This window comes from Sphingomonas benefaciens (assembly GCF_052907485.1).
Genome location: NZ_JBREIC010000005.1, coordinates 63,274 through 87,859 on the forward strand (window position 1 = coordinate 63,274; position 24,586 = coordinate 87,859).

Genomic DNA, 24,586 nt, shown 5'->3' on the forward strand with positions numbered 1-24,586 from the left:
GACCTCGCATCGATCATCCGAGATCCTCGTTGCGCCGCGCCGCGATCATATAGCTGCGCATCGCCTCCGCCGCCGGGCGCGACAGGCCCATGAAGGCGCGACGGCGATCCAAGGGATCGGGATGGCGGACGAACAGGCCGATCTGCGTCATCTTGGCGATCCAGCGCAGGGCAGTGGTCGGCGCGACGGCCGCGGCGATACACAGGCTGGAGACGCTGACCTGCTGCTCTTCCAGCTCGGCAGCGTAAAGATCGAGCAGCATGTCCCAAGCCGGGTCCTCGAACAGGCCCTCCCCGAACATCTCGAAATGTTTGTCGCGCAACCGGCGCAGCTGGATCGCGCGGCGTACCTCCTGCGCCGTCACCGGCTCCTGCGTGACCGCGATCGGTCCCGGATCATAGCCGCTGCGGCGATCGGCGACATCGCCGCTCGCCTCTTCGGATCGCGCAAGCCGCGCCAGGATGTCGGCGATACGCGCGACTTCGCCGTTCAGACGCTGAAGCCGCGCGGCGGCGCTTTCCCGCCAGCTGTCGTTGAGGCGGACCGGGACGCCGATCTGCGTCGCGATGGTGAGCGCGATGGCCCAATCGATTGCGGTCGGTTCGCAGAGGAGCGTGACATGGGGGCCGCCGAGCGCCGCGGCGACCTGATCGAGCTGCGGCGCCGCAAAGCTGATCACGATCGGCAAACCACGCGCGCTGGCGAGATCGTCGAGGTGCGGCAGGCCCTGGTCGAGCATCTCCGGCGATATGCCCCCGGCGTCCGCTACGATCACGACGCGACCGATGCGCTCGTCCAGGCGATCGGCCAGTTGCATCCAGTCGAGCCGGCGCAATATCCGGCAGCGCAGGTCCGCGACCGCACGTTCGGCATCGCCGCCGCCATCCGACGCTGCGACCAGCACCACCGGCTGGCCTTCCATCGCATAGCCTGTGCCGGCCCCGATCGTCATCATGCTCCCCATCGGCGCACGATAGAGCATGGGCAGACCGGCCGGTGCCGTATTGCCTCCGTTCCGCACCGTGCCTGCGCCGACAATCCCGTCGACGCGAACGGTTATATCCGTTTTGGATGCGTTCCTACTAGTCCAGGGACTTGACGATCTCCTCGACCATCTTCTTGGCGTCGGCGAGCAGCATCATCGTGTTGTCGCGATAGAAGACGTCGTTATCGACGCCGGCATAGCCAACACCACCCATCGACCGTTTGATGAAGAGGACGGTCTTCGCCTTTTCGACATCAAGTACGGGCATGCCATAGATCGGTGAGCTCTTGTCGGTTTTGGCCGCGGGATTGGTCACGTCGTTCGCACCGATGACGAATGCGACGTCGGTCTGGGCGAATTCGCCGTTGATGTCCTCCAGCTCGAACACCTCGTCATAGGGCACGTTCGCCTCTGCGAGCAGCACGTTCATATGACCCGGCATGCGTCCGGCGACGGGATGGATCGCATATTTGACGCGCACGCCGTGTGCCTTCAGCTTGTCGGCCATTTCCCGCAGGACATGCTGTGCCTGCGCCACCGCCATGCCGTAGCCCGGGACGATGATCACCTGTTCCGCCTGGCTCATCAGAAAGGCGGCATCTTCGGCCGAACCGCGCTTCCACGGCCGATCGACCTGCGCCGCACCGCCGCCCGCGCTCGCCTCGGCGCCGAAGCCGCCGGCGATGACGCTGAGGAAGCTGCGGTTCATCGCGCGGCACATGATGTAGCTGAGGATCGCGCCCGACGATCCGACCAGCGCGCCGGTGATGATCATCGCGCTGTTGTGCAACGTGAAGCCCATGGCCGCCGCCGCCCAGCCCGAATAGCTGTTGAGCATCGAGACGACGACCGGCATGTCCGCGCCGCCGATCGGGATGATCAGCAGGAAACCGATCGCGAAGGACAGGATGGCGATCGTCCAGAACACCCAGGGACCCTGATCCTGGGTGAAATAGGCGACGAGCAGCAGGATGGCGGCGATGACGCCGAGGTTGAGCCCATGGCGACCGGGCAGCAGGATCGGCTTGCCGCCCATGTTGCCGTTGAGCTTGAGGAAGGCGATGACCGACCCGGAGAAGGTGATCGCGCCGATCGCGACGCCCAACCCCATCTCGATCCGGCTGACCGGATGGATCACGGCGAACGGCTTGCCGAGCAGCGGGACGACGAGATCGGCGATGCCGAATGCCGCCGGGTTGAGATAGGCGGCGGCGGCGACCAGCACCGCGGCGAGGCCGACGAGGCTGTGGAAGGCGGCGACGAGCTGCGGCATCGCGGTCATCGCGATGCGGCGCGCGGTGGTGATGCCGATGATCGCGCCGATGCCGATTGCGGCGAGGATTTCGAGCGCGGTGATCCAGTCGAGTTGCGGCAACGGATGGGTGACAGCCAGCACGCGGCCTGTCGGATCGGCAAGCGCCGCCTGCGTGATGGTGATCGGCACATGCGTGACCAATGTCGTCACGACGGCAATCGCCATGCCGATCATGCCGAGGCGATTACCGCGCTGGCTCGAGGTCGGCGACGACAGCCCGCGCAGCGCGAGGATGAAGCACACGCCGGCGATCAGATAAGCCAGTGCCGCGAACGAACTGCCGGCAGTCGCGTGTTCCATCCTATCCCCCTGTCGTCATCCCGGCGAGGGCCGGGATCCACCGCGCCACCAGCGCAAGTGGATGAGTAGACCCCGGCCGTCGCCGGGGCGACGTTCTATTTGTTGGCCGCCGTTGGCCGGTCCTTCTTCTTGTACATCGCCAGCATGCGCTGGGTGACGGCAAAGCCGCCGAAGATGTTGATGCTGGCCAGCACGACGCCCAGCAGCCCCAGCCATTTCGACGCCGTGCTGCCCGCCGCCGCTCCGGCGATCAGCGCGCCGACGATGATCACCGACGAGATCGCGTTGGTCACCGCCATCAGCGGCGTGTGCAGCGCCGGCGTCACCGACCAGACGACATAATAGCCGACGAAACAGGCCAGGACGAAGATCGACAGGATCGCGATGAAGTCCACGTCAGTCCTCCAAAAGTCTCAAAGGTCGCACAAGGCGCCGGGCCGCCCGGTCTGGGTTATCGGCCGTCCCTAGCGCTCGGGCGCCTCGTCGGCATCGGATACGCCACGCGACAGATGCGATGGGAACCCACCGCCCCCGGAACCGTCCGGTCCGGAGCAGAGACCGGACATCCGCGCCGCGTTCCGCCGGTGTCATCGCACCCGCTCTTCTGACGCATCGACGACGGTCATCCCGCAACCAACCTTGGATTGACCACCTCGCCGTCCTTCGTCAGCCTGATCGCGTCACCGATCTCCTCGTCGAGGACGGGGCGCCCGGCCTGCTTGTCCCAGAAGGTCGACAGGAAATTGTAGAGGTTACGCGCGAACAGCGCCGACGCATCGGCGGCCAGCCGCGACGGCACGTTGCGGTGGCCGACGATCCGAACGCCATGGCGCTCCACCACCTCGCCGGCGATGGCTCCTTCGACGTTGCCGCCCTGTTCGACGGCAAGGTCGACGACGACGCTACCCGGGCGCATCGTCTGCAGCTGCGCATCGCTGATCAGCCGTGGCGCCGGACGGCCGGGGATCAGCGCGGTCGTGATGACGATGTCCTGCTTGGCGAGATGGTTCGACACCAACTCGGCCTGCGCCGCCTGATATTCCGGGCTCATCTCGCCCGCATAGCCGCCGCTGCCCTCGCCCTCGATACCGACGACGCCTTCGACAAAGATCGGCTTGGCGCCGAGGCTGAGGATCTGTTCGCGCGTCGCCGAACGGACATCGGTCGCCGACACCTGAGCGCCTAGCCGCCGGGCGGTGGCGATCGCCTGCAGCCCGGCGACACCGACGCCCATCACGAACACCTTGGCCGCACTGACCGTGCCGGCCGCCGTCATCATCATCGGAAAGGCGCGGCCATATTCCGCCGCCGCGTCGAGCACCGCCTTGTAGCCGCTGAGGTTCGATTGGGACGATAGGATGTCCATCGACTGGGCGCGGGTGATGCGCGGCATCAACTCCATCGCCAGCGCCTCGACCCCAGCCGCCGCATAGGCATCGACCCGCGCCCGTTCGCCGAACGGATTGAGCCCCGCGACCAGCCAGGCACCCGGCGCGATCCCGCCGAGGCTGGCAGGATCCGGCCCCTGCACGCCGAGAACGATGTCCGCCCCGGCCAGCGTCGCGGCGCGATCGCCGACCGCCGCTCCCGCCTCGGTATAGGCGGCGTCGGCGAAGGACGCGGCGACGCCGGCTCCCGCCTCGACGGCGACCGTCGCGCCCAGCGCGACGAACTTGCGGACGGTTTCGGGGGTCGCGGCGACCCGCCGCTCGCCATCGGCCTGTTCCCGCACGACGGCGATCTTCATCGTCGCGCGCCTTACGCGATCAGCCAGATCACCAGCGCCGCGACGATCGCGCAGCCGACGGCGCCCCATTTCAGCATGCCGATCACGCTGGCATAGGTCGCCTCGTGCGGCTGCATGTTCCCGTTGCCGGCCATCCTCGTCATCCCTGTCTGGCCGCCGATGCCAGCGGCTGTTTCTTGAAACCTGCCCGCAAATCTCCATCCGCGTCAAGGCAGCGGCGCTTAAGCCGGCCTTTACCGTGGCTTGTGTACATCCTGCCCCGAATCGGGACGGGATAGACCATGACGCGCAATGGACAGCGGTTGCTTTTGCTGATCGACGACGAGCCGGCGCAGCGTCGGCTGGTCGCCGCCCTCGCCGCCCGAGCCGGCTGGCGCTCGATCTTCGCCAATGACGGCGAAATGGCGCTGGCGCAGCTCGGCACGCAGGACGGCATGCAGCTCGACGCGATCCTGCTCGATCATCGCGCGCCGGATGCCGACACCGCCCGACTGATCGCCGATCTGCGTGGCCAGCGGCCGGCGCTGCCGATCCTGATGCTGACCGCCAACGGCTCGGTCGCGCATGCGGTCGCGGCGATGCGCGCCGGTGCCACCGATTTCCTGGTCAAGCCGCTCGCGCCGGAGCGTTTGCTCGCCGCGCTCGAAGCGGCGGTCGCCGGCACCGCGGCGGGCGAGCTGCGGCCGCTGACCGAGAAGATCCCGGCACTGCTCGCCTTCGACGAGATCGTCGGCTCCGCCCCCGAATTCCGCGCCGCGCTGGCGATCGCGGCCAAGGCGGCCCGCGCCCGCGTGCCGGTACTGGTCGAGGGGGAGAGCGGGGTCGGCAAGGAGGTTGTCGCTGACGCGATCCATGCCGCCAGCCCGCGCGCGAAAAAGCCGATCGTCACGGTCAATTGCGGCGCAATCCCGGCCAACCTGGTCGAATCGGAGCTGTTCGGCCACGAGAAGGGCGCCTTCACCGGCGCCTTCGAACGCAAGATCGGCAAGTTCGTCGACGCCGATGGCGGTACCCTGCTGCTCGACGAGATCGGCGAGATGCCGCTCGACGCCCAGGTCAAGCTGCTGCGCGTATTGCAGTCGGGCGAGGTGCAGCCGATCGGCGCCCGTCATGCCCGCCAAGTCGACGTCCGCGTCATCGCCGCGACCAACAAGAAGCTGATCGAGGAGGTCGAGGCAGGCCGGTTCCGCGAGGACCTTTACTACCGCCTCAACGTCGTACAGGTGACGATACCGCCGCTGCGCGAGCGATCGGGCGACATTCCCTCGCTCGCCCGCCATCTGCTCGCGCGGATCGCCCAGCAACCGGGCTTGCGCCCGCTCGGCATCACCGACGAAGCCCTGGCCTTGCTCGTCGGCTACGACTGGCCGGGCAACGTCCGCCAGTTGCAGAACGCGCTGTTCCGCGCCGCCGTGCTCTGCGAAGGCGACGCGCTGACCCGCAGCGACTTTCCGCAGATCGCGGCACTCGGCCAACGGCGCAACCTTCATACCGCCCCCGCTTCGGGCGCGGGCGTCACCCTGTTCCGACCCGACGGCAATTTGCGGCCGCTGGAAGACATCGAGGCGGACGTCATCCGGCTCGCCATCGGCCATTACCGTGGCCGCATGACCGAGGTGGCACGGCGGCTGGGTATCGGCCGGTCGACGCTGTATCGCAAGCTCGGCGAGCTCGGCATCGACAACGCGGCCTGAGCCGTCCGGCCTACCACAGGACACCGTTGACCGGCTGTAACGGCGCCGGCGCCTCGTCGCCGATCGATTGCAGCAGGTCGATCTCGATGGTCCGGCACATCGCCGACAGCGGCAGGTCGTGCACCGTATTGGCGAAGGGATCGACCAGATCGTCGCCGATCGCCAGCACCGCGAGGAACATCAGCCCCGCAACGGTCGAGCCGAGCGGCGTCGCGAAGCCCAGGGTCTCGACCAACCCGATCGGCAGCAGGATGCAGAACAGCTGCACGAACAGCGTCGGGAAGAAGCGATATTGGTTGGGCAGCGGCGTGTTCTTGAGCCGCTCCATGCCGCCCTGCGCATTGGCGATGTTGACCAGCACCGATTCCATCTGCGTCTGCTGGATCGTATCGATCCAGCCCGCACGGCGCGCGTCGTCGATGCGCCGGCCGGTGCCGTCGAGCAGGCCGTTGGCGATGTTGGTGCGCGCCAGCGACGGCGTCGCCTCGCCGTGCGACAGGAAGCGCAGCACCTCGTCATCGACCGGCTGGCGGCGCAACTGGCAGCGCAGGGCGTTCACATAGGCGATCTGGCGCAGCACGATCGTCCGGCGCAGATCGTGCGCCTCGTCGGCCGGCAGGAAGTTGCGTGCCTCGCGGCTGAGATTGCGCGAGGCGTTGATCATCAGCCCCCACAGCGAGCGCCCCTCCCACCAGCGTTCGTAGGCCGAGTTGCTGCGAAAGCCGAGAAACAGGGCGAGCACCGAGCCGAACAGCGTCAGCGGCAGCGACGGCGCGCGGAACGGCAGCACGTAATAGGTGACGGTGACCGCGACGTCCCAGACGAACAGGACGGTGAGCGGGCGCCAGACTTCGCTGACGATCTGGCGGAGGCGGGGGGTAGCACTGACGATCATGGGTCCTCTTTGCCAGTCCGATTAGCCGCCCAACGTATCCGATGCTCGATTGCTGCGTTGCGAAATGTTTCCGATCCGGTCGTGTTCCGCTCAGCCGCCGGCGAGCGCCCGGTCGCGCAGGCCGCGCCAGACCTTGAGCGCCTGCACCGTTTCGGCGACGTCGTGGACGCGGATCAGCTGCACGCCGGCATCCGCACCCTTGATCGCCAGTGCCAGGCTGCCGCCGAGCCGCCGTTCGACCGGCGCCTCATTGTCGAGCGCGCCGATCATCCGCTTGCGGCTCGCGCCGAGCATGATCGCGCAGCCCAGACCGTGGAACAGGCTGAGATTGTTGATCAGCGCCAGATTGTCGGCGAGCGACTTGCCGAAACCGATGCCGGGATCGACCAGGATGTGCGAGCGCGGCACGCCCGCCGCCTCGACCGCTGCGATTCGCGCCGCCAGCCAGTCGAACACCTCGGTCGCGACGTTGCGATAGGTCGGGCGGCCGTGGCCGCCATCCTTGGGATCGGGCGAATGCATCAGGATCACCGGACAGCCGGCGCCGACCACCACGTCCAGCGCGCGATCGTCCCACAGCAGCGCGGAGACGTCGTTGACGATGCCCGCCCCGACGGCGAGCGCCGCCGCCATCACCCCCGCCTTGCGCGTGTCGATCGACACCGGCGTACCACTCGCCGCCAGCCGTTCGGCGACCGGCACGACCCGGCCGATCTCGTCACCCTCCCAGACCTGCGCCGCCCCCGGCCGGGTCGACTCGCCACCGAGGTCGATCAGCGCCGCCCCCGCCGCCGCCATATCGACCCCCGCCGCCGCCGCCGCGGCCGGATCGCCGGCATGGGCGCCGCCGTCAGAGAAGCTGTCGGGCGTAACGTTGAGGATGCCGGCGACCAGCGGCTGGTCGAGGCGCAAGGTGCGCGCGCCGAGCACCAGCGGCGCACGCGGCGCGACGACCCGCGCGTGGATCGCCGCCGCCGCCTCGCCCAACGCGGCGATCTCCGCGACCGGGACGATGCGGCGACCGGCGGACTCGATCACCTCATAGGCGGCGAACCACTGCATCCCGCCGGCCAGCCGCGCGACCGACCCGTCGGGCAGGCCGATCGGCGTGTCGACGAACTGGACCGGGCGCAGGTGCATCGGACTCTCCATCCCCCTCGGTGCGGGCGGGCCGATCCCGCCCGCCCAGGCTCAACGCGTCACGGCTGGGTCGCGAGCAGATAGGTCTGGCGCAGCGTGTCGATCGGCTGGAGCGTGCCGTCGCTCTCGTGGTGCCAGAAGGTCCAGCCGTTGCAGGCCGGCGCACCTTGCAGGCTGGCGCCGAGCTTGTGGATCGAGCCGCTGGCGCCGCACACGCTCGCCAGGCTGCCGTCGGCGCGGACCATCGCCCGGAAACGGCGCTTGGCGTCGGTCAGCATCGCGCCGGGGGCGAGATAGCCGTTCTCGACCAGCACGCCGAACGCCACCTTGGGCTGGGCGCGCGGGCTCTGCATCGTCGCCAGCGCCGATTCGTCGAGCGGCAGCGCCGCCGCGATCCGCTCCGCCGCCGCGTCGATATAGGACAGTTCGCGCTCGATGCCGATCCAGCGGCGGCCGAGCCGCTTGGCGACCGCGCCGGTGGTGCCGGTGCCGAAGAACGGGTCGAGCACGACGTCACCCGGCTTGGTGCAGGCGAGCATGACGCGATAGAGCAGCGCCTCGGGCTTCTGCGTCGGGTGGACCTTGTGACCGCCCTTCTTCAGCCGCTCCTGCCCGCCGCAGATCGGGAATTCCCAGTCGGAGCGCATCTGCAGCTCGTCGTTCAGGGTCTTCATGCTGCGGTAGTTGAAGGTGTATTTCGCCTTCTCGCCCTTCGACGCCCAGATCAGCGTCTCGTGCGCATTGGTGAAGCGCGTGCCGCGGAAGTTCGGCATCGGATTGGCCTTGCGCCAGACGATGTCGTTGAGAATCCAATAGCCCAGGTCCTGCACCGCGGTGCCGACCCGGAAGATGTTGTGATAGCTGCCGATCACCCAGATCGTGCCGTCGTCCTTGAGGATCCGGTGCGCCTCCGCCAGCCAGGCGCGAGTGAAGGCGTCATAGGCGGCGAAGGTGTCGAACTTGTCCCAATCGTCGGTGACCGCATCGACATGGCTGCCGTCGGGGCGGAACAGCTCGCCGCCGAGCTGCAGATTGTAGGGCGGGTCGGCGAAGACCATGTCGACCGACTTGTCGGGCAGCGCCTTCATCGCGGCGATGCAATCGCCCATGACGATCTGATCGAGGGGAAGTTCGACCTCCACCTGCGATCGCGCCGCGACGCGCGGCTGCCGGACCTTCTCGATTACCCCCATCTACGCCCCCTTCTCGAAGCTCCAGAAGCGCGAATCCGGCGACTCCCGTCAAGTGATCATTGGTTAACGATATTTCCTGCGATGCCGTTAACGGCCTGCCACAAAGCCTCTTGCGTCCCAGATTTTGCGCCGCCGCGCCGATCCGATGCCCCATCGGATGGGGTGTGGCGCAAAAGACTCAGCGCACCAGCGATGCGGTTGCGCGGCGCAACTTCGCACCCCTCACGCCGCATCGCGCGGCGCAAACAGGTCCGCGGCGCGGGCGACCGGCGCGAAACTGTGACGGTGGAGCGGCGACGGGCCGTGTTCGCGCAGCGCGGCGAGATGCTTGGGGCAGCCATAGCCCTTGTTGCTGTGCCAATGATAATGCGGGTGGGCGGCGGCATGGTCGCACATGATCGAATCGCGCAGCGTCTTGGCGACGATCGAGGCGGCGGCGATCGAGGCGGACAGCGCGTCGCCGCCGACCAGCGCCGTCGCCGCATAGCGCCAGCGCGGCAGGCGGTTGCCGTCGACCAGCACATGGCCGGGCTCGCAGCCGAGCGCCTCGACCGCCAGCGTCATCGCCTTCATCGTCGCCCAATAGATGTTGAGCCGGTCGATCTCGTCCGCCTCGACGATGCCGACGCCGACGCCTGCACGCTGGCGGATCAGCCCGGCGAGCCGCTCACGCTCCGCTGGCGCCAGCTTCTTCGAATCGTCGAGCCCGCGGGGCACGCCGCGCGCCGGCAGGATCACCGCGGCCGCGACCACCGGTCCGGCGAGCGGCCCGCGCCCCGCCTCGTCGACCCCCGCCACCGGCGGCAGGCAGAGTTTCTCGTGCTTCAGGCCCGGCATTCGGCTCCCCACAGGGCAAAGGGCGTGACGCCCAGCGCATGTCCCATCGGCCCGTGCCCTGCCCCAAGGCCGGGCGCGGCGGCAAGCGCCGCCTGCGTATACGCGATGGCCCGCCCGACCGCGTCGGCGAGTGCCAGGCCGGCGGCCAGCCCGGCGGCGATGCCGCTGGCCAGCGTGCAGCCGGTACCGTGGCTGTGCCGCGTCTCACGGCGTGGGTGCGTCCAGACCGTCTCGCCGCCGCCGGCGTCGACCAATCGGTCCTCAACGATCGCGCCGTCGCCGTGGCCGCCCTTCACCAGCAGCGCCGGGCCGAGTGCGCGGACCGCCGCCTCGCCACCCAGCGCGGCGAGTTCGGGCAGATTGGGCGTGACGACCGCCGCCATCCGCATCAGCCGGGCGAAGGCCGCGATCGTTGCGGCGTCGGCGAGCACCGAGCCGGAGGTGGCGATCATCACCGGGTCGAAGACGATCGGCACGTCGACCCGCTCGAGCCGGCCGGCGACGGCATGGGCCGTCTCGGCGCTGCCGATCATGCCGATCTTGACCGCATCGGTGCCGAGATCGGCCAGCACGCTGTCGATCTGCGCGACCACCATGTCGGGCGGGACGGCCTGCACGGCCTGCACCCCCAGGGTGTTCTGCGCGGTGATCGCGGTGATCGCGGTGGTGGCGTGGCCGCCGAGCATCGTGACGGTCTTGATGTCGGCTTGGATGCCGGCGCCGCCGCCCGAATCGGAGCCGGCGATGATCAGAACGCGGGGGATCATACCGCGAAAGGTCCCAAAGGTCGCAAAGGTCGCACCTCTACGCGCTCCGCCCGGGACGCGGAAAGTCGCAAAGGTCGCACTCGTGCGGGGTGGGTGAGCAAATCCTCCCCGCTCGCGGGGAGGTGGCAGCGCGCCCGCGCTGACGGAGGGGGGCCGCCCCGCAGCACAGCGCTTGCGGAAAGCCCCCTCCACCAGCTTCGCTGGTCCCCAGCATCGGGTTGAACATGCCCCGCATGTTCAAGGATCGTCCGGGGGACGATCCGACCCGATACTCCGTGCCGGGGAGGATTGGCGGCTCGACGAGGCGGCAAGGTCTGGACGGAACGATCGGGCATGGCGGCAAGAGTGGCAGAAAGCGGGCGTGTAGGACAGCGTTACAAGTATGCGGCACCCCCACCCGTCATTCCCGCGGAGGCGGGAATCCAGAGACGCTGACGTTAGTGAAAGAGCCGTAAGGCCTGCGCGTCTGGATCCCCGCCTACGCGGGGATGACAGTCCAGGGCCATGCCGCCCTTACCCCGCGAAACGCCGCTCCGTGCTGGCCGGATAGGCCTTCAGCGTCTTGCCCGTCCGCGTCGGCCGATCGAGCAGTTCGCCGCCGCAATTGGGGCAGAGCTCATCCATCGCATCGGCGCATTCGGTGCAGAAGGTGCATTCCATCGAACAGATGAACGCGCCGGGCGCCGCCGCCGGCAGGTCGGTGCCGCAGCGTTCGCAGTCGGGCCGCATCTCCAGCATCAGGCGGCCACCTTGCGCACCGCGTCGCAGATGCGATCGACCACCGCCTCGACCTGGCGCGCGTCGTCGCCCTCGGCCATGACGCGGATCACCGGTTCGGTGCCGGACGGCCGGATGACGAGGCGGCCGGTGCCGGCGAGTTCCGCCTCCGCCGCGGCGATCACCGCCTTGACGTCGTCATGCTCCAACGGCTTGCCGCCGGCGAACCGCACGTTCTTGAGCAATTGCGGCAGCGGCGCGAAGCGGTGCAGCACCTCGCTGGCCGGCGCGCCGGCGCGCTTGATCTCGGCCAGTACCTGCAGCGCGGCGACCAACCCGTCACCGGTGGTGGCATAGTCGGACAGGATGATGTGGCCCGATTGCTCGCCGCCGACATTGTAGCCGCTGCTCCGCATCTTCTCGAGCACGTAGCGGTCGCCGACCGCGGTGCGGACCAGCCCCAGGCCCTGGGCTTTCAGATGCCGTTCGAGGCCAAGGTTCGACATCACCGTCGCGACGAGGCCGCCGCCGGCGAGGCGGCCCGCCCGTGCCCAGCCGGCGGCGATCGTCGCCATCAGCTGGTCGCCGTCGACCACCCGGCCCTTTTCGTCGACGACGATCAGTCGATCGGCATCGCCGTCCAGTGCGATGCCGATGTCGGCGCCCGACGCCACCACGGTTTCGGACAGCGTCTGCGGCGCGGTCGAGCCGACGCCGTCGTTGATGTTGGTGCCGTTGGGCGTGACGCCGATCGCGACGATGTCCGCCCCCAATTCCCACAGCGTCGTCGGCGCGACCTTGTAGGCGGCACCATTGGCGCAATCGATGACGATGCGCAGGCCGTCGAGCGTGAGATCGCGCGGGAAGGTCGATTTGGCGAAGTGGATGTAGCGGCCCTGCGCGTCGTCGATGCGCCGCGCGCGGCCGATCTGCGCCGAGGGGGCGAGCGGGATGTCGTCGCCGTCGATCAACCCTTCGATCGTCAGCTCCGCCTCGTCGGACAATTTGTAGCCGTCCGGCCCGAACAATTTGATGCCGTTGTCGGCGAAGGGATTGTGGCTGGCGGAGATCATCACGCCGATGTCGGCGCGCATCGACTGGGTCAGCAGCGCCACCGCCGGGGTCGGCAGCGGGCCGACCATCACCACGTCCATGCCGACGCTGGTGAAGCCGGCGACCAGCGCCGATTCGAGCATATAGCCCGACAGGCGCGTGTCCTTGCCGATCAGCACGCGATGCTTGTGGTCGCCACGCTGGAAATAGGCGCCCGCCGCCATGCCCACCTTCATCGCCATCGCCGCGGTCATCGCACCGGCGTTGGTCGCACCGCGAATGCCGTCGGTGCCGAAATATTTCCTTGCCATGCGCAGCCTTCCCGTTCGCTATGCGGCGTTTACGCCGCTCCGTCTGCGCGAAGGACAAAGATGTCGCAAGCCACCCGTATCCTTCTGGCACTGCTCGCGGGCATTCTGATCGGCATCGCCGCGGTCGCCGTCGATCGCGACGCGGCGCTGAGCGCGACCAAGGTGACGCAGCCGCTCGGCGCGGCATGGCTGCACGCGCTGCAGATGGTGATCGTGCCGCTGATCGTCGGGCTGCTCGTCACCGGCATCGCCGCCACCGCGCAAGCCGCCCGCGCCGGGCGGATCGCGGGGCGCAGCGTCGCGCTGTTCGTCGTCGTGCTGTGGTCGACGACGCTGATGGCGGCGGTGATCGAGCCGCTGATCCTCGACGCCTGGCCATTGCCCGACGCCTGGTCGGCAGCGCTGCGGGCGGCGCTGACCGGCGCGGCCGCACCCGGCAAGGTGCCGGGACTGGCCGACTTCTTCGACACGATCGTGCCGACCAACGTCGTCGCGGCGGCGGCGGCCGATGCCTTCCTGCCGCTCACCGTCTTCGCCCTCGCCTTCGCCTTCGCGATCACCCGGCTGGAGCCGGAACCGCGCGCGCTGCTCGTGTCCTTCTTCCGCGCGATCACCGACGCGATGCTGGTGATCATCGGCTGGGTGCTGCGGCTCGCCCCGATCGGCGTGTTCGCGCTCGCCTATGGCGTCGGCGCGCGCACCGGCGCCGCGGCATTCGGAGCGCTGATCCATTACATCGTCTGCGTCTCGGCGATCGGATTGCTCGTCCTGCTCGCCGGCTATCCGCTCGCCCGGCTCGGCGGCGGCGTGCCGTTCGGGCGGTTCGCGCGCGCCGCCGCGCCGGCGCAGGCGGTGGCGGTCAGCACCCAATCCTCGCTCGCCTCGCTGCCAGCGATGCTGAAGGGCAGCGGCGAGATCGGCGTCGCCCCCGCCACCGCGGGCATCGTGCTGCCGATCGCGGTGGCGATCTTCCGCGCGACCAGCCCGGCGATGAACCTGGCGGTGGCGCTGTACGTCGCCCGCTGGCTCGACGTGCCGATCGGCCCCGGCCAGCTCGCCGCCGGCATCGCCACCGCGGCGATCACGACGATGGGCTCGGTCTCGCTGCCCGGCACGATCAGCTATTTCGCCAGCGTCGCCCCCGTCGCCTTCGCGATGGGCGTGCCGATCGAGGCGCTGGGGCTGCTCGTCGCAGTGGAGACCGTACCCGACCTGTTTCGCACCGTCGGCAACGTCACCATGGATATCGCGGTGACCAGTTGCGTTGCGCGCCGGGACAAGGAGATATCCCATGAAACAACGGACGCTGGGTGACGGATTGACGGTGTCGGCGCTGGGCCTCGGCTGTATGCCGATGGCCGGGATCGGCGCCGGCATGTACGGCCAGGCCGACGATGCCGAAAGCATCGCGACGATCCACCGCGCCATCGACCTCGGCGTGACCTTCTTCGACACGGCCGAGGTCTATGGCCCGTACCGCAACGAGGAACTGCTCGGCCGGGCGATCGCGGGCAAACGCAAATCGCTGGTGATCGCGACTAAGTTCGGCTTCCGGATCGGCGCCAATGGCATGGAGGGGACGGATTCGTCGCCGGCGAACGTGCGGCGCGCCTGCGAAGGCTCGCTCAAGCGGCTGGGCATCGAGACGATCGACCTGTTCTACCAGCATCGCGTCGATTCCAACGTGCCGATCGAGGAGACGGTCGGCGCGATGGCCGAGCTGGTGAAGGAGGGCAAGGTCCGCCACCTCGGCCTGTCGGAGGCGGGGGCGGAGACGCTGCGCCGCGCCGCCAAGGTCCATCCGATCGCCGCGCTGCAATCGGAATATTCGTTGTGGGAGCGGACGGTGGAGGACGAGATCCTGCCGCTGGCGCGCGAGCTCGGCATCGGCTTCGTGCCGTACAGCCCGCTCGGCCGTGGCTTCCTGACCGGGCAGATCACCAGCCGCGACGACCTGCCGGAGGGCGACTATCGCCGCAACGATCCGCGCTATTCGGAAGAGAATTTCGCCACCAACATGAAGATGGTCGAGGTGGTCAAGGCGATCGCGGCGGACCATGGCGTCAGCGGTGCGCAGGTGGCGCTGGCGTGGCTGCTGGCACAGGGCGACGACATCGTGCCGATCCCCGGATCGAAGCGCCGCGCGACGCTGGAGGACAGCATGGCGGCGGCCGAGGTCACGCTGTCGGCGGACGATCTTCGCCGATTGGACGAGGCGGCGCCGCGCGGCGGCACCGCGGGCCCGCGCTACGGTGAGCGCGCCATGGCGATGGTGCGGTTGTAACGAGACTTGGAGCCCCTCCCCCTCAAGGGAGGGGCTATTGCAGGATCAATGCGCCCGCTGTTCGCCGCGGGTGTCGATGCCCGAGGCGGCGGCCTCGGCGTTGAGCGGCTCGCCGGCGAGGACATGGTCCGGCCGCTCGCCGAGCTGTTCCAGGTGCATCAGCTTGGTCACGAACGGCGCGAGCACCAGCACCACCACGCCGACGCCCATCGCGAACCAGCCGATCCGGCCATAGACCTCCAGCACCCGGTCCGGCCCGGCGCCCTCGCCGCCGGTCGCCTGCGCGATCAGGCTGGCGATGAAATTGCCCGCCGCGGTGGCGAGGAACCACGTCCCCATCATCAGCCCGGTCATGCTCGGCACCGACAGGCGCGTCATCGACGACAGGCCGATCGGCGAGAAGCACAGCTCGCCCATCGAGTGCAGCATGTAGAGCAGGATGACGAAGATCGCCGGGGTCAGCCCCGCCGCCGGCGCGCCGAGGATCAGCGCGAAGAAGCCCGCGCCGACCAGGATCAGGCCGACGCCGAACTTGAACGGCGCGCTGGGCTCGATGCCGCGCTTGCCCATCGCCGTCCACAACAGGCCGAACAGCGGCGCCAGCGTGATGATGAAGAAGGAATTGACCGACTGGAACCACGACGCTGGCATGTCGAAGCCGAGGACGGTGCGGTTGACCTGCTGGTCGGTGTAGACGCTGAGCGACGAGCCGGCCTGTTCAAACAGGGCCCAGAACAGCGGCGACAGCGCGATCAGGAACAGCGCCGCGAAGATACGGTGCCGCTCGACCGGCGGCAGGCGGCGGAAGCTGGTCAGCAGGATGTAGACGACGGTCAGCGCCGCCGCGGCGAGCAGCAGCGTGCCGACCGCCCCCTGGCTGCGCACCAGCCACCAACACAGCGCGATCATCACCAATGCGCCGGCATAGATCGCCCATTCGATCGACAGGCCGACCGGCGAACGCTGCTTCAGCGCCGCCGGCACCGGCGGCTCGCCGACGTCGTAGAGTGCGCCGCGGCACAGCACGAAGACGACCAGGCCCAGCGCCATGCCGATGCCCGCCGCGCCGAAGCCCCACGACCAGCCGACCCGCTCGCCGAGATAGCCGACGAGCAGCGGCCCGACGAAGGCACCGGTGTTGATGCCCATGTAGAAGATCGAGAAGGCGCCGTCGCGCCGCGTGTCGTCACGCCGGTAGAGCGCGCCGACCAGCACCGAGATATTCGCCTTCAGGAAGCCGGTGCCGACGATGATCAGCGCCAGCGCGAGGTAGAAGCCGTTGAGCGCGCTGCCCTGCTGCCCCACCGGTCCCTCGACCAGCGCGATCATCAGATGGCCGAGCGTGATGAAGATGCCGCCGGCGAGCACCGCCTTGCGCGGTCCAAGGTACTTGTCGGCGATATAGCCGCCGATGATCGGCGTGATGTAGACCAGCGACGTATAGGCGCCATAGATCGCATAGGCCGGTTGTTCGCCGAACAGGAAGTGCTTGGTCAGATAGAAGACCAGGATGGCGCGCATCCCGTAATAGGAAAACCGCTCCCACAGCTCTGCGAAGAAGAGCATGAACAGCCCGCGCGGATGCCCCAGGAAGGTCTTGGCGGTGGCCGGTACGCCGCCTCCCGCCGTTGCTGTACTTGCCATGTGGTGAAGCTGCTCCCGTGCCGTGTGCGCCCGTCCGGGCGTCCTCTCGGGCCGGCAACGTAGCGGCTTGGGAGCAGGTGTAAACGGCTGTGCCGCGCTTACCCTCACCCTTCCGGCGCTACGCGCCTCCCTCCCTCTCCCGACGGGAGAGGGAAGAGGTCGCGCAGCGACCGACAGGGTGAGGGTGGTCTGCCGCACGCAGCGGTCCTATGGCAATCCCATGTTCAACGACGCCTCCACCCCGCTGTCGCTCCTCGCCACCCGCCGTTCGGGCAAGCCACGCGATCTCGTCGCGCCCGGGCCGGATGCGGCGCAGCTCGACCGCATCCTCGCCATCGCCGCGCGCACGCCGGACCATGGCAAGCTGGCGCCCTGGCGCTTCGTCATCGTCGGCGACGACCGGCGTGACGCGTTCGCCCGGCTGCTGGTCGATGCCTGCCGCGCCGAACGGCCGGAGGCGTCGCAGAAGGAGCTGGACGGCCTCGATCAGTTCGCGCGCCAGGCGCCCGCCCTGGTCGTCGTCCTGTCCTCGCCCAAGCCGGACAGCCCGATCCCGCTATGGGAGCAGGAATTGTCCGCCGGAGCGGCGACGATGAACCTGCTGCACGCGGCCCATGCGATGGGCTTCGCGGGCGGCTGGCTGACCGGCTGGGCGGCCTTCTCGCCGCGGGTCCGCGACGCCTTCGGCGCGGGGCCGGAAAAGATCGCCGGCTTCGTTTTCCTCGGCACGCCGCGGCGACCGCTCGACGAACGGCCGCGCCCCGAGCTGGCGCAGATCGTCTCACGCTGGGACGGGTGATTTGATCGCCGGGTTGAGCTTGGACCTTTCCCGCTTTTGCTGTATTAAAGCAGCATGACAGCTCTCAGCAACGAGGACAGCCCGGTCTATATCCGGCTACGCGGCACTATCGCGGCGGGAATCCTACGCGGCGACTATGGCACCGGCGACCAATTGCCCTCGGTGCGGGCGTTCGCCGCCGAACATGGGGCCAATCCGTTGACCGTCGCCAAGGCCTATCAGAGCTTCCAGGACGACGGCTATGTCGAGGTGCGGCGCGGCGTCGGCATGTTCGTGCTGCCCGGCGCGGCGGAGAAGCTGCGGCGCGCGGAATGCGACAATTTCGTCCGCAACCAATGGCCGCGCATCCGCGACTATATCGATCTGCTCGGCCTCGACGCGCAGGACCTGCTGGAGCGCGAGCGGGTCTGAGGACGCTCTTCTCGGACAGTGCGGATTTCCTGACGCCGTCGTCCCCGCGCCGTCGTCTCCTCCACCTTCGTCATCCCCGCGTAGGCGGGGATCCAGAGACGCTGACGCTGCGGCCCTTGCGATGACCTGCGCGTCTGGATTCCCGCCTGCGCGGGAATGACGGCTGTGTTGACGGCTGCGGTCTGTGACGGTTCGGTATTCCGTCCTCCGCCAGGCCATCACCAACCCACTTCGGTCCCCGTTCCGTCATCCCCGCGAAGGCGGGGATCCAGAGACGCTGACACTGCGGCCCTTGCGATGAACTGCGCGTCTGGATTCCCGCCTGCGCGGGAATGACGCAGGTGGACGAATGGCCCGGCTTCAGAACAGCCCGAGGCGTTCCACCTCATCCTTGGTCAGGTCGATGCCGAACATCAGGCTCATCCGCATGCGATAGACGCGCGGGTCGGTGATCTCCGCCGCGGTCTCGTCGTCGCCGGCGCGGCGATGGTAGCGGCGGTCGGTCAGGCCGGCGAGACCGTGCGGCAACACGATGCTGGCGATGGTCAGCTGGGTGAAGCGGCTGTCCGGGGCGGTCGACGTCCAGTGGTTCGACAAAGCGAGATCGGCCGCCGCCACCGAATCGGTGGTGAAGCTGTATTGCGGCTGCCAGCCCGGCCCTGCGCCACGCCCGTCGGTCGACCCCGCCGCACCGGCCCGGTACAGCATCCAACCGTGTTCTTCATCGGTATCGAGCCGGAAGCGGGCGCCGTCGGGCGCGACGACTTCGGCGCCGGGCTCGACCGGCATCACCGGCGCATAGCTGCCGCCGAAGCCGGGGTCGGCGATCCAGTCGCGGCCGTCGATCGACACCAGGCTGAGCGTATGGGTCCGCGGCGGCGTCGGCCCCTGCTGCACGTCGATGCCCAGCCAGACGCGGGCGAGCAACGGCCGCGCCGCAAAGCCGAGCGCGGCCAGCGCGTCGAGGAACAGCCGGTTCTGTTCGAAGCAATAGCCGCCGCGCTTGCCGGTCACCAATTTGGCGAATACCGCGTCGCTGTCGATCGCGATGCCGCGGCCGAGACGGACGTCGAGATTCTCGAACGGGATGGCGAGCCGATGCTCGCGCTGCAGGCGGCCGAGACCCTCCGCATCGGGGGTGACGCGGGCGGGCAGGTTGATGCGGGCGAGATAGGCGTCGAGATCGAACATGACCGGCTATTCGAGGGGATTTCCGTCGATGGCAAGGGTGAGGGCCCTGCTGCGGTCGGGGAGCATCCGCGTCATACCGTCATCCCCACGCGGTCGGGGGTCCAGACTGGCGAGCCTCGCGGCTCCATCCGCAGCGTCGCGGGTCTGGATTCCCGCCTGCGGGGGGATGACGGTTGACTAGGAGGAGTCCCGTCCGGGTCGACGCGGTCAGGCCGCGAACGCCTCGGCCGGCACCGCGTAGAGCACCTCGGCGCTGGCCGTCGCGGCGGCGCGCAGGCCCAGCGCTTCGGGTACGATCTGGTCGAGGTAGAAGCGCACTGCGGCACGCTTGACCGCCTGCGTCTGGTCGTCGCCCGTCGCCAGCCGGCCCTGCCGTTCCATCAGCCAGCCGCAGGTCGCAACCGACAGCATGGTGAGGAAGGGATAGCTCGCCGCCAGTTTGTCGTCGGCGTCGGCGGTGGCGAGGCGGCGGCCGATCTGCTCGCAGGCATCGACCAGCGCGATCAGATCGTCGTGCTGCGCCTCCGCCCGGATGTCGGCGACGAGCGCCGCGAAGGCGCCGCCGTTGTCTAGGGCGAGCTTGCGTCCGACGAGATCGGCGGCCTGGATGCCGTTGGTGCCCTCGTAGATCGGTGTGATCCGCGCATCGCGGAAATATTGCGCGGCGCCGGTCTCCTCGACGAAGCCCATGCCGCCATGCACCTGTACGCCGATGCTGGCGACCTCGTTGCCGATGTCGGTGCCGTGCGCCTTGGCGAGGGGGGTGACGATCTCCAGCCGGTTGCGGGCCGCCGCATCGCCGAGCGCGGCGCGGTCGACCTGACCGGCGGCATAATAGACCAGGGCGCGCGCCGCCTGGGTCTGCGCGGTCATGCGCAGCAGCATGCGGCGCACGTCGGGATGTTCGGCGATCCGCGACGGCGCGCCGGCGCGTGCACCCTGGACGCGCTCCAGCGCATAGCCGACCGCCTTCTGCGTCGCGCCCTCGGCGACCTGCACGCCCTGCAGGCCGACGTTGAGGCGGGCGTTGTTCATCATCGTGAACATCGCCCGCATGCCGCCATGCTCCGGCCCGATCAGCTCGCCGACGCACTCGTCATGGTCGCCGAACGACAGCACGCAGGTCGGCGAGGCGTGCAGGCCCATCTTGTGCTCGATCGACACGACGCGGACGTCGTTGAACGCGCCCGGCGTGCCGTCGTCGTTCAGCCGGAACTTGGGGACCAGGAACAGGCTGATGCCGCGCGTACCGGCGGGTGAATCCGGTGTACGGGCGAGGACGAGGTGGACGATATTGTCAGCCATGTCGTGGTCGCCGAACGAGATGAAGATCTTCGTACCCTTGATCGACCATTTGCCGTCCCCCAGCGGCGTTGCGGTGGCGCGCAGCGCGCCGACGTCGCTGCCCGCCTGTGGCTCCGTCAGGTTCATCGTGCCCGTCCAGGCGCCGGTGGCGAGATGCGGCAGATAGGTCGCCTGCTGTTCCGGCGTGCCGTGATGGATCAGCGCCTCGATCGCGCCGACGGTCAGCGTCGGGCAGAGGGCGAAGCCCATGTTGGCGGAGCCCAGCGTGTCGAGCACCGCGGTCTGGATCGCGAAGGGCAGCCCCTGCCCGCCCCATTCCTCCGGCACGCCGATCGTGCCCCAGCCACCCTCGACATAATCGTGGTACGCCTTGATGAAGCTCGCCGGCATGTGGACACCGTCGGGCGTCCAGGTCGCGCCGACCGTGTCGCCTTCGCGGTTGAGCGGCGCCCATTCGCCCGCGGCGAACTGGCCGACGCCCTCCAGCACCGCATCGACGACGTCGGGGCTCGCCGCGGCGAACCGCTCGGTCGCAGCGAGCTGATCGATCTGGACGACGTGCTCCAGCACGAAACGCTGGTCGGCGACGGCGGGGCGGAAGGTCATGTTTCTCTCCTTGGACCCGCCGTTTATAGGCCTGGAACATGGCCGATTCAAAACCGCGCATCTTACGCTACGGCATGGCCGCGGTCGCCGAGGTAGCTGCGCGAATCACCGCCGGCGAGCCGGTCGCCCTGCCGACCGAGACGGTCTATGGCCTCGCGGCCGATGCCACCGATGCGCAGGCGGTGGCGCGCATCTATGCCGCCAAGGGCCGGCCGAGCTTCAACCCGCTGATCGTCCATGTTGCGGATCTGGCGGCGGCGGAGGCGCTGGCGGTGTTCGACGCCGACGCGCGGATGCTGGCGGCGATGTTCTGGCCGGGGCCGCTGACGCTGGTGCTGCCGCTGCGCGACGGCGCGGCGATCGCCGGGCTGGTCACCGCCGGACTGCCGACGATCGGGCTGCGCGTGCCGCGCCACCGTGCGATGCAGGCGGTGCTGGCGACGAGCGGACGGCCGCTGGCCGCGCCATCCGCCAATGCCAGCAACGGCATCAGCCCGACCCGCGCCGCGCATGTCGCCGCCAGCCTGGGCGACCGGATCGGCCTGATCCTCGACGACGGGCCGACCGAGGCGGGGCTGGAATCGACGATCATCGCGGGTCGTACGCTGCTGCGCCCCGGTCCGATCGCCATCGCCGACCTGCCCTTCGCGGTGGAGCGGCGGGCCGAAGACGGCGCGGTGATCGCGCCGGGCCAGCTCAAGACGCATTACGCCCCGGCCAAGCCACTGCGCCTGAACGCGCTCGCGCCGGAGGGCGACGAGTGGCTGATCGGCTTCGGCGCGATTCCGGGGGATGAAACGCTGTCGGCGCGCGGCGACGTGGTGGAGGCCGCTGCGCGGTTGTTCGACGCGCTGCATCGCGCGGACGCCAGCGACGCCCGCAGCATCGCAGTGGCACCGATCCCCGCGGACGGTCTGGGCGAGGCGATCAACGACCGGCTGACGCGCGCCGCGCATCGGTAGATTTGGTTCACGCGAAGACGCGAAGCCGCGAAGATGTCACCCGCGGCACAGCCGCCTTCGATCATCGCGAGGATGAGCCACCCGTCCGCGGCCACCACATCTTCGCGGCTTCGCGGCTTCGCGCGAATTGTCTCACGCGGAGGGCGCGGAAGGCGCGGGGTGTTGCGAGCCGGTGGCGCCGCCAGCGCCACATCTCCGCGCCTCCGCGTGAAAAAGGCCGCCCCGAAGGACGGCCTCTCGATCATCACGCGCCGACGGTGGCCGCCTTGGACCGCGCCTGGAAGCTCTTGCGGAGCTTCTGCAGCTTGGGCGGGATCACCGCCATGCAATAGGGGTTGGATCGCCCCGAGGTTTCCCAATAATCCTGGTGATAGCCTTCGGCGGGATACCATTCCGCCATCGGTTCGATGGTGGTGACGATCCGCCCCGTCGTCTCGCCAGCCCGCTCGATCGCGGCGCGCGCTTCGGCCGCCTGGGCCTCGTCGGCCGGGAAGATCGCCGAGCGATATTGCGTGCCCACGTCATTGCCCTGGCGGTTGAGCTGCGTCGGATCGTGCGTCGCGAAGAAGATGTCGAGCAGTTCGGCATAGCTGATCTGCGCCGGATCGAAGCCGACGCGGATCGCCTCCGCATGGCCGGTATCACCGCCGCAGACCTGCTTATAGGTCGGATTGGGCACCGAACCGCCGATGTAGCCGCTCTCGACGCTCTCGACGCCGATCACGTCCCTGAACACCGCCTCGGTGCACCAGAAGCAGCCGCCGGCCAGCGTCGCATAGTCCGTCATGATAGTCTCCTTTGCGTCCAAGATAGGATGCCGCTACCGCGGCGCAACGTACGACAGGGGACCGACCAGATGGCGATCGACGGCAAGGTGATGGTGACGGGCGGTGCCGGCTATATCGGCAGCCATGCCGTGCTGGCGCTGTGCGATGCAGGCTATGACGTGGTCGTGGTCGACAATCTGGTCACCGGCTTCGATTGGGCCGTCGATCCGCGGGCCACGCTGGTGACGATGAACGTCGCCGACCCGGCGCTGCGCGACGTCATCCGCGACCACCGGGTCCGTGCGATCATGCATTTCGCCGGCTCGGTGGTGGTGCCGGAATCGGTCAGCGACCCGCTCAAATATTATCGCAACAACACCGCGGCGACGCGCGACTTGCTGGAGAGCGCGGTGGCATGCGGCGTGCCGCACTTCATCTTCTCCTCGACCGCCGCGACCTATGGTACGCCCGAGAAGGTCCCCGTCGCAGAGGGCGATCCGAAGGCGCCGATCAATCCCTATGGCATGTCGAAGCTGATGACGGAGTTCATGCTCCGCGACGTCGCCGCCGCCCATCCCATCAACTATTGCGCGCTGCGCTATTTCAACGTCGCGGGCGCCGATCCGCAGGGCCGGACCGGCCAGTCGACCGTCGGCGCCACGCATCTGATCAAGATCGCAGTCGAGGCGGCGACCGGCAAGCGTGGCCATGTCGGCGTCTACGGCACCGACTTTCCGACCCGCGACGGCACCGGCGTGCGCGATTACATCCACGTCAGCGATCTAGCCGCCGCGCATGTCGCGGCGCTGGAATTGCTGGTCGAGCGGCCGGACGAAAGCCATGTGCTGAACTGCGGCTATGGCCGCGGTTTCTCGGTGCTCGAGGTGCTCGACGCGATCGACCGGGTCACCAACCGCACGATCGAGCGCCGGCTGGAGGGGCGTCGCGCCGGCGATCCGGCGGAACTGGTCGCCGACAATGCCGCGATCCTCGCGACGCTGCCGTGGCGACCGCAGCGTGATGATCTCGACACGATCGTGCAGGACGCGCTCGCCTGGGAGCGCAAGCTGGCGGAGCGCGGCTAGTCGCGCATCGCGCGCCGCGCGCCGGCAGTGGCGAGCCACCAGCCCAGCGCCCATAGGGTGCCGAAACTCCAGCCGGCGATCACGTCGCTGGGCCAGTGCACGCCAAGATAGACGCGGCTGGTGCCGATCGCGCCGACCAGGATGACCGCGACGATGAGCAGGTAACGGCGGGTGGCGCGCGACGGCGTCACCTGGCCGCCCAGCGCGGCGAGCGTCAGGTAGATGCAGGCGCTCGACGCGGCATGGCCGCTCGGGAAGCTGTAACCGGTGACGTCAACCAAGTGCGGCACCAGCTCGGGGCGCGCCCGCACCGCGAAGCCCTTGATCAGGTCGACCATTACCCCTGCCGACAGGCTGGCCGCCGCCACCGCCAGAGCGGTCAGCCACAGCCGCTGCACGAGCAGCAGGCCGGTGACGGCGACGACGACGATGGTCAGCACCACCCCGCCGCCGAGCGCGGTGACGTCCCCCGCGACCTTCGGCAGCCAGGCGGGGCCATGCCAGGCGCGCATGCCGACCAGGATCGCGCGATCGAAGGCGAAAGGCCAGCGGCCGGTGGCATAGGCGCCGGCGAGCAT

General features: G+C 68.9%; 24 protein-coding genes. 7 read left to right on the top strand and 17 right to left on the bottom strand.

Annotated features, from left to right (window positions below):
• Positions 1-13 precede the first annotated feature (13 nt).
• The 5 genes from ACU5AX_RS15440 to ACU5AX_RS15460 all read right to left on the bottom strand — a co-directional run bounded on the left by ACU5AX_RS15440 (position 14) and on the right by ACU5AX_RS15460 (position 4,481).
• The gene (locus ACU5AX_RS15440; protein ID WP_446691698.1) at positions 14-964 is read right to left on the bottom strand and encodes a hypothetical protein; all 951 of its coding nucleotides are present in this window, start codon (positions 962-964) and stop codon (positions 14-16) included.
• 118 nt (positions 965-1,082) lie between these two features.
• Positions 1,083-2,600: an NAD(P)(+) transhydrogenase (Re/Si-specific) subunit beta gene (locus ACU5AX_RS15445; RefSeq protein ID WP_446691699.1), complete on the bottom strand. Its 1,518-nt coding sequence runs from the start codon at positions 2,598-2,600 to the stop codon at positions 1,083-1,085.
• Positions 2,601-2,695: 95 nt separating this feature from the next.
• A complete protein-coding gene (locus ACU5AX_RS15450; RefSeq protein ID WP_446691700.1) occupies positions 2,696-2,995 on the bottom strand; it encodes an NAD(P) transhydrogenase subunit alpha part 2 in 300 nt (99 codons plus the stop codon).
• A 227-nt stretch (positions 2,996-3,222) separates the two neighbouring features.
• Positions 3,223-4,347 carry an NAD(P) transhydrogenase subunit alpha gene (locus ACU5AX_RS15455; protein ID WP_446691701.1) on the bottom strand — a complete coding sequence of 375 codons (1,125 nt, stop codon included), beginning with the start codon at positions 4,345-4,347 and terminating at the stop codon, positions 3,223-3,225.
• Between the two features lie 11 nt (positions 4,348-4,358).
• Positions 4,359-4,481, bottom strand: a complete 123-nt coding sequence (locus ACU5AX_RS15460; protein WP_232474072.1) for an aa3-type cytochrome c oxidase subunit IV — start codon at positions 4,479-4,481, stop codon at positions 4,359-4,361.
• 147 nt (positions 4,482-4,628) lie between these two features.
• Here ACU5AX_RS15460 and ACU5AX_RS15465 point away from each other — a divergent pair, with 147 nt between their 5' ends.
• Entirely contained in the window at positions 4,629-6,041 is a 1,413-nt protein-coding gene (locus tag ACU5AX_RS15465) for a sigma-54-dependent transcriptional regulator (protein WP_198354256.1), read from the top strand.
• A 10-nt stretch (positions 6,042-6,051) separates the two neighbouring features.
• Here ACU5AX_RS15465 and ACU5AX_RS15470 read toward each other — a convergent pair whose 3' ends face one another.
• From ACU5AX_RS15470 to glmM, 7 genes are all read right to left on the bottom strand, one after another.
• Positions 6,052-6,936: a bestrophin family protein gene (locus ACU5AX_RS15470; RefSeq protein WP_198354255.1), complete on the bottom strand. Its 885-nt coding sequence runs from the start codon at positions 6,934-6,936 to the stop codon at positions 6,052-6,054.
• Positions 6,937-7,026: 90 nt separating this feature from the next.
• Positions 7,027-8,076, bottom strand: a complete 1,050-nt coding sequence (gene folP / locus ACU5AX_RS15475) for a dihydropteroate synthase (protein ID WP_446691702.1) — start codon at positions 8,074-8,076, stop codon at positions 7,027-7,029.
• Positions 8,077-8,135: 59 nt separating this feature from the next.
• Positions 8,136-9,269, bottom strand: a complete 1,134-nt coding sequence (locus ACU5AX_RS15480; RefSeq protein WP_446691703.1) for a site-specific DNA-methyltransferase — start codon at positions 9,267-9,269, stop codon at positions 8,136-8,138.
• 222 nt (positions 9,270-9,491) lie between these two features.
• The gene (rnhB, locus tag ACU5AX_RS15485) at positions 9,492-10,106 is read right to left on the bottom strand and encodes a ribonuclease HII (protein ID WP_198354252.1); all 615 of its coding nucleotides are present in this window, start codon (positions 10,104-10,106) and stop codon (positions 9,492-9,494) included.
• Positions 10,094-10,873 (bottom strand): bifunctional hydroxymethylpyrimidine kinase/phosphomethylpyrimidine kinase, encoded by a 780-nt coding sequence (gene thiD / locus ACU5AX_RS15490; protein ID WP_446691704.1) that lies wholly within the window; start codon positions 10,871-10,873, stop codon positions 10,094-10,096. Before thiD ends, rnhB begins: the two co-directional genes overlap by 13 nt.
• Positions 10,874-11,386: 513 nt before the next feature.
• Positions 11,387-11,611: a DUF1272 domain-containing protein gene (locus ACU5AX_RS15495; RefSeq protein WP_446691705.1), complete on the bottom strand. Its 225-nt coding sequence runs from the start codon at positions 11,609-11,611 to the stop codon at positions 11,387-11,389.
• Positions 11,611-12,954 carry a phosphoglucosamine mutase gene (glmM, locus tag ACU5AX_RS15500; protein ID WP_446691706.1) on the bottom strand — a complete coding sequence of 448 codons (1,344 nt, stop codon included), beginning with the start codon at positions 12,952-12,954 and terminating at the stop codon, positions 11,611-11,613. The genes ACU5AX_RS15495 and glmM overlap by 1 nt, the downstream gene beginning before the upstream one ends.
• A gap of 60 nt (positions 12,955-13,014) precedes the next feature.
• Here glmM and ACU5AX_RS15505 point away from each other — a divergent pair, with 60 nt between their 5' ends.
• Both ACU5AX_RS15505 and ACU5AX_RS15510 read left to right on the top strand, forming a co-directional pair.
• Complete coding sequence (locus ACU5AX_RS15505; RefSeq protein ID WP_446691707.1) at positions 13,015-14,268, top strand: dicarboxylate/amino acid:cation symporter; 1,254 nt, start codon at positions 13,015-13,017, stop codon at positions 14,266-14,268.
• Positions 14,246-15,238, top strand: coding sequence for an aldo/keto reductase (locus tag ACU5AX_RS15510; RefSeq protein WP_446691708.1), 993 nt, complete (start codon positions 14,246-14,248; stop codon positions 15,236-15,238). Before ACU5AX_RS15505 ends, ACU5AX_RS15510 begins: the two co-directional genes overlap by 23 nt.
• 45 nt (positions 15,239-15,283) lie before the next feature.
• Here ACU5AX_RS15510 and ACU5AX_RS15515 read toward each other — a convergent pair whose 3' ends face one another.
• Positions 15,284-16,882: a peptide MFS transporter gene (locus tag ACU5AX_RS15515; protein WP_446691709.1), complete on the bottom strand. Its 1,599-nt coding sequence runs from the start codon at positions 16,880-16,882 to the stop codon at positions 15,284-15,286.
• 220 nt (positions 16,883-17,102) lie between these two features.
• Between ACU5AX_RS15515 and ACU5AX_RS15520 the strand changes: the two genes are divergently transcribed.
• On the top strand, positions 17,103-17,681 hold the full coding sequence (locus ACU5AX_RS15520) for a nitroreductase family protein (RefSeq protein WP_446691710.1): 579 nt from the start codon (positions 17,103-17,105) through the stop codon (positions 17,679-17,681).
• A gap of 54 nt (positions 17,682-17,735) precedes the next feature.
• Positions 17,736-18,092: a GntR family transcriptional regulator gene (locus tag ACU5AX_RS15525; RefSeq protein WP_446691711.1), complete on the top strand. Its 357-nt coding sequence runs from the start codon at positions 17,736-17,738 to the stop codon at positions 18,090-18,092.
• Between the two features lie 360 nt (positions 18,093-18,452).
• Here ACU5AX_RS15525 and ACU5AX_RS15530 read toward each other — a convergent pair whose 3' ends face one another.
• Together ACU5AX_RS15530 and ACU5AX_RS15535 are read right to left on the bottom strand one after the other, a co-directional pair.
• Positions 18,453-19,283 carry an arylamine N-acetyltransferase family protein gene (locus tag ACU5AX_RS15530; RefSeq protein WP_446691712.1) on the bottom strand — a complete coding sequence of 277 codons (831 nt, stop codon included), beginning with the start codon at positions 19,281-19,283 and terminating at the stop codon, positions 18,453-18,455.
• 207 nt (positions 19,284-19,490) lie between these two features.
• On the bottom strand, positions 19,491-21,194 hold the full coding sequence (locus ACU5AX_RS15535; RefSeq protein ID WP_446691713.1) for an acyl-CoA dehydrogenase family protein: 1,704 nt from the start codon (positions 21,192-21,194) through the stop codon (positions 19,491-19,493).
• Between the two features lie 38 nt (positions 21,195-21,232).
• On the opposite strand from ACU5AX_RS15535, the gene ACU5AX_RS15540 reads away from it, so the two are divergent.
• Positions 21,233-22,156 (top strand): L-threonylcarbamoyladenylate synthase, encoded by a 924-nt coding sequence (locus tag ACU5AX_RS15540; protein WP_446691714.1) that lies wholly within the window; start codon positions 21,233-21,235, stop codon positions 22,154-22,156.
• Positions 22,157-22,400: 244 nt separating this feature from the next.
• On the opposite strand, the gene msrA is transcribed toward ACU5AX_RS15540, so the two are convergent.
• Positions 22,401-22,943, bottom strand: coding sequence for a peptide-methionine (S)-S-oxide reductase MsrA (gene msrA, locus ACU5AX_RS15545; protein WP_446691715.1), 543 nt, complete (start codon positions 22,941-22,943; stop codon positions 22,401-22,403).
• Positions 22,944-23,012: 69 nt separating this feature from the next.
• Here msrA and galE point away from each other — a divergent pair, with 69 nt between their 5' ends.
• Entirely contained in the window at positions 23,013-24,008 is a 996-nt protein-coding gene (gene galE, locus ACU5AX_RS15550) for a UDP-glucose 4-epimerase GalE (protein ID WP_446691716.1), read from the top strand.
• Here galE and ACU5AX_RS15555 read toward each other — a convergent pair.
• Positions 24,005-24,586 (bottom strand): phosphatase PAP2 family protein, encoded by a 582-nt coding sequence (locus tag ACU5AX_RS15555; RefSeq protein WP_446691717.1) that lies wholly within the window; start codon positions 24,584-24,586, stop codon positions 24,005-24,007. The two genes, galE and ACU5AX_RS15555, sit on opposite strands and share 4 nt — an antisense overlap.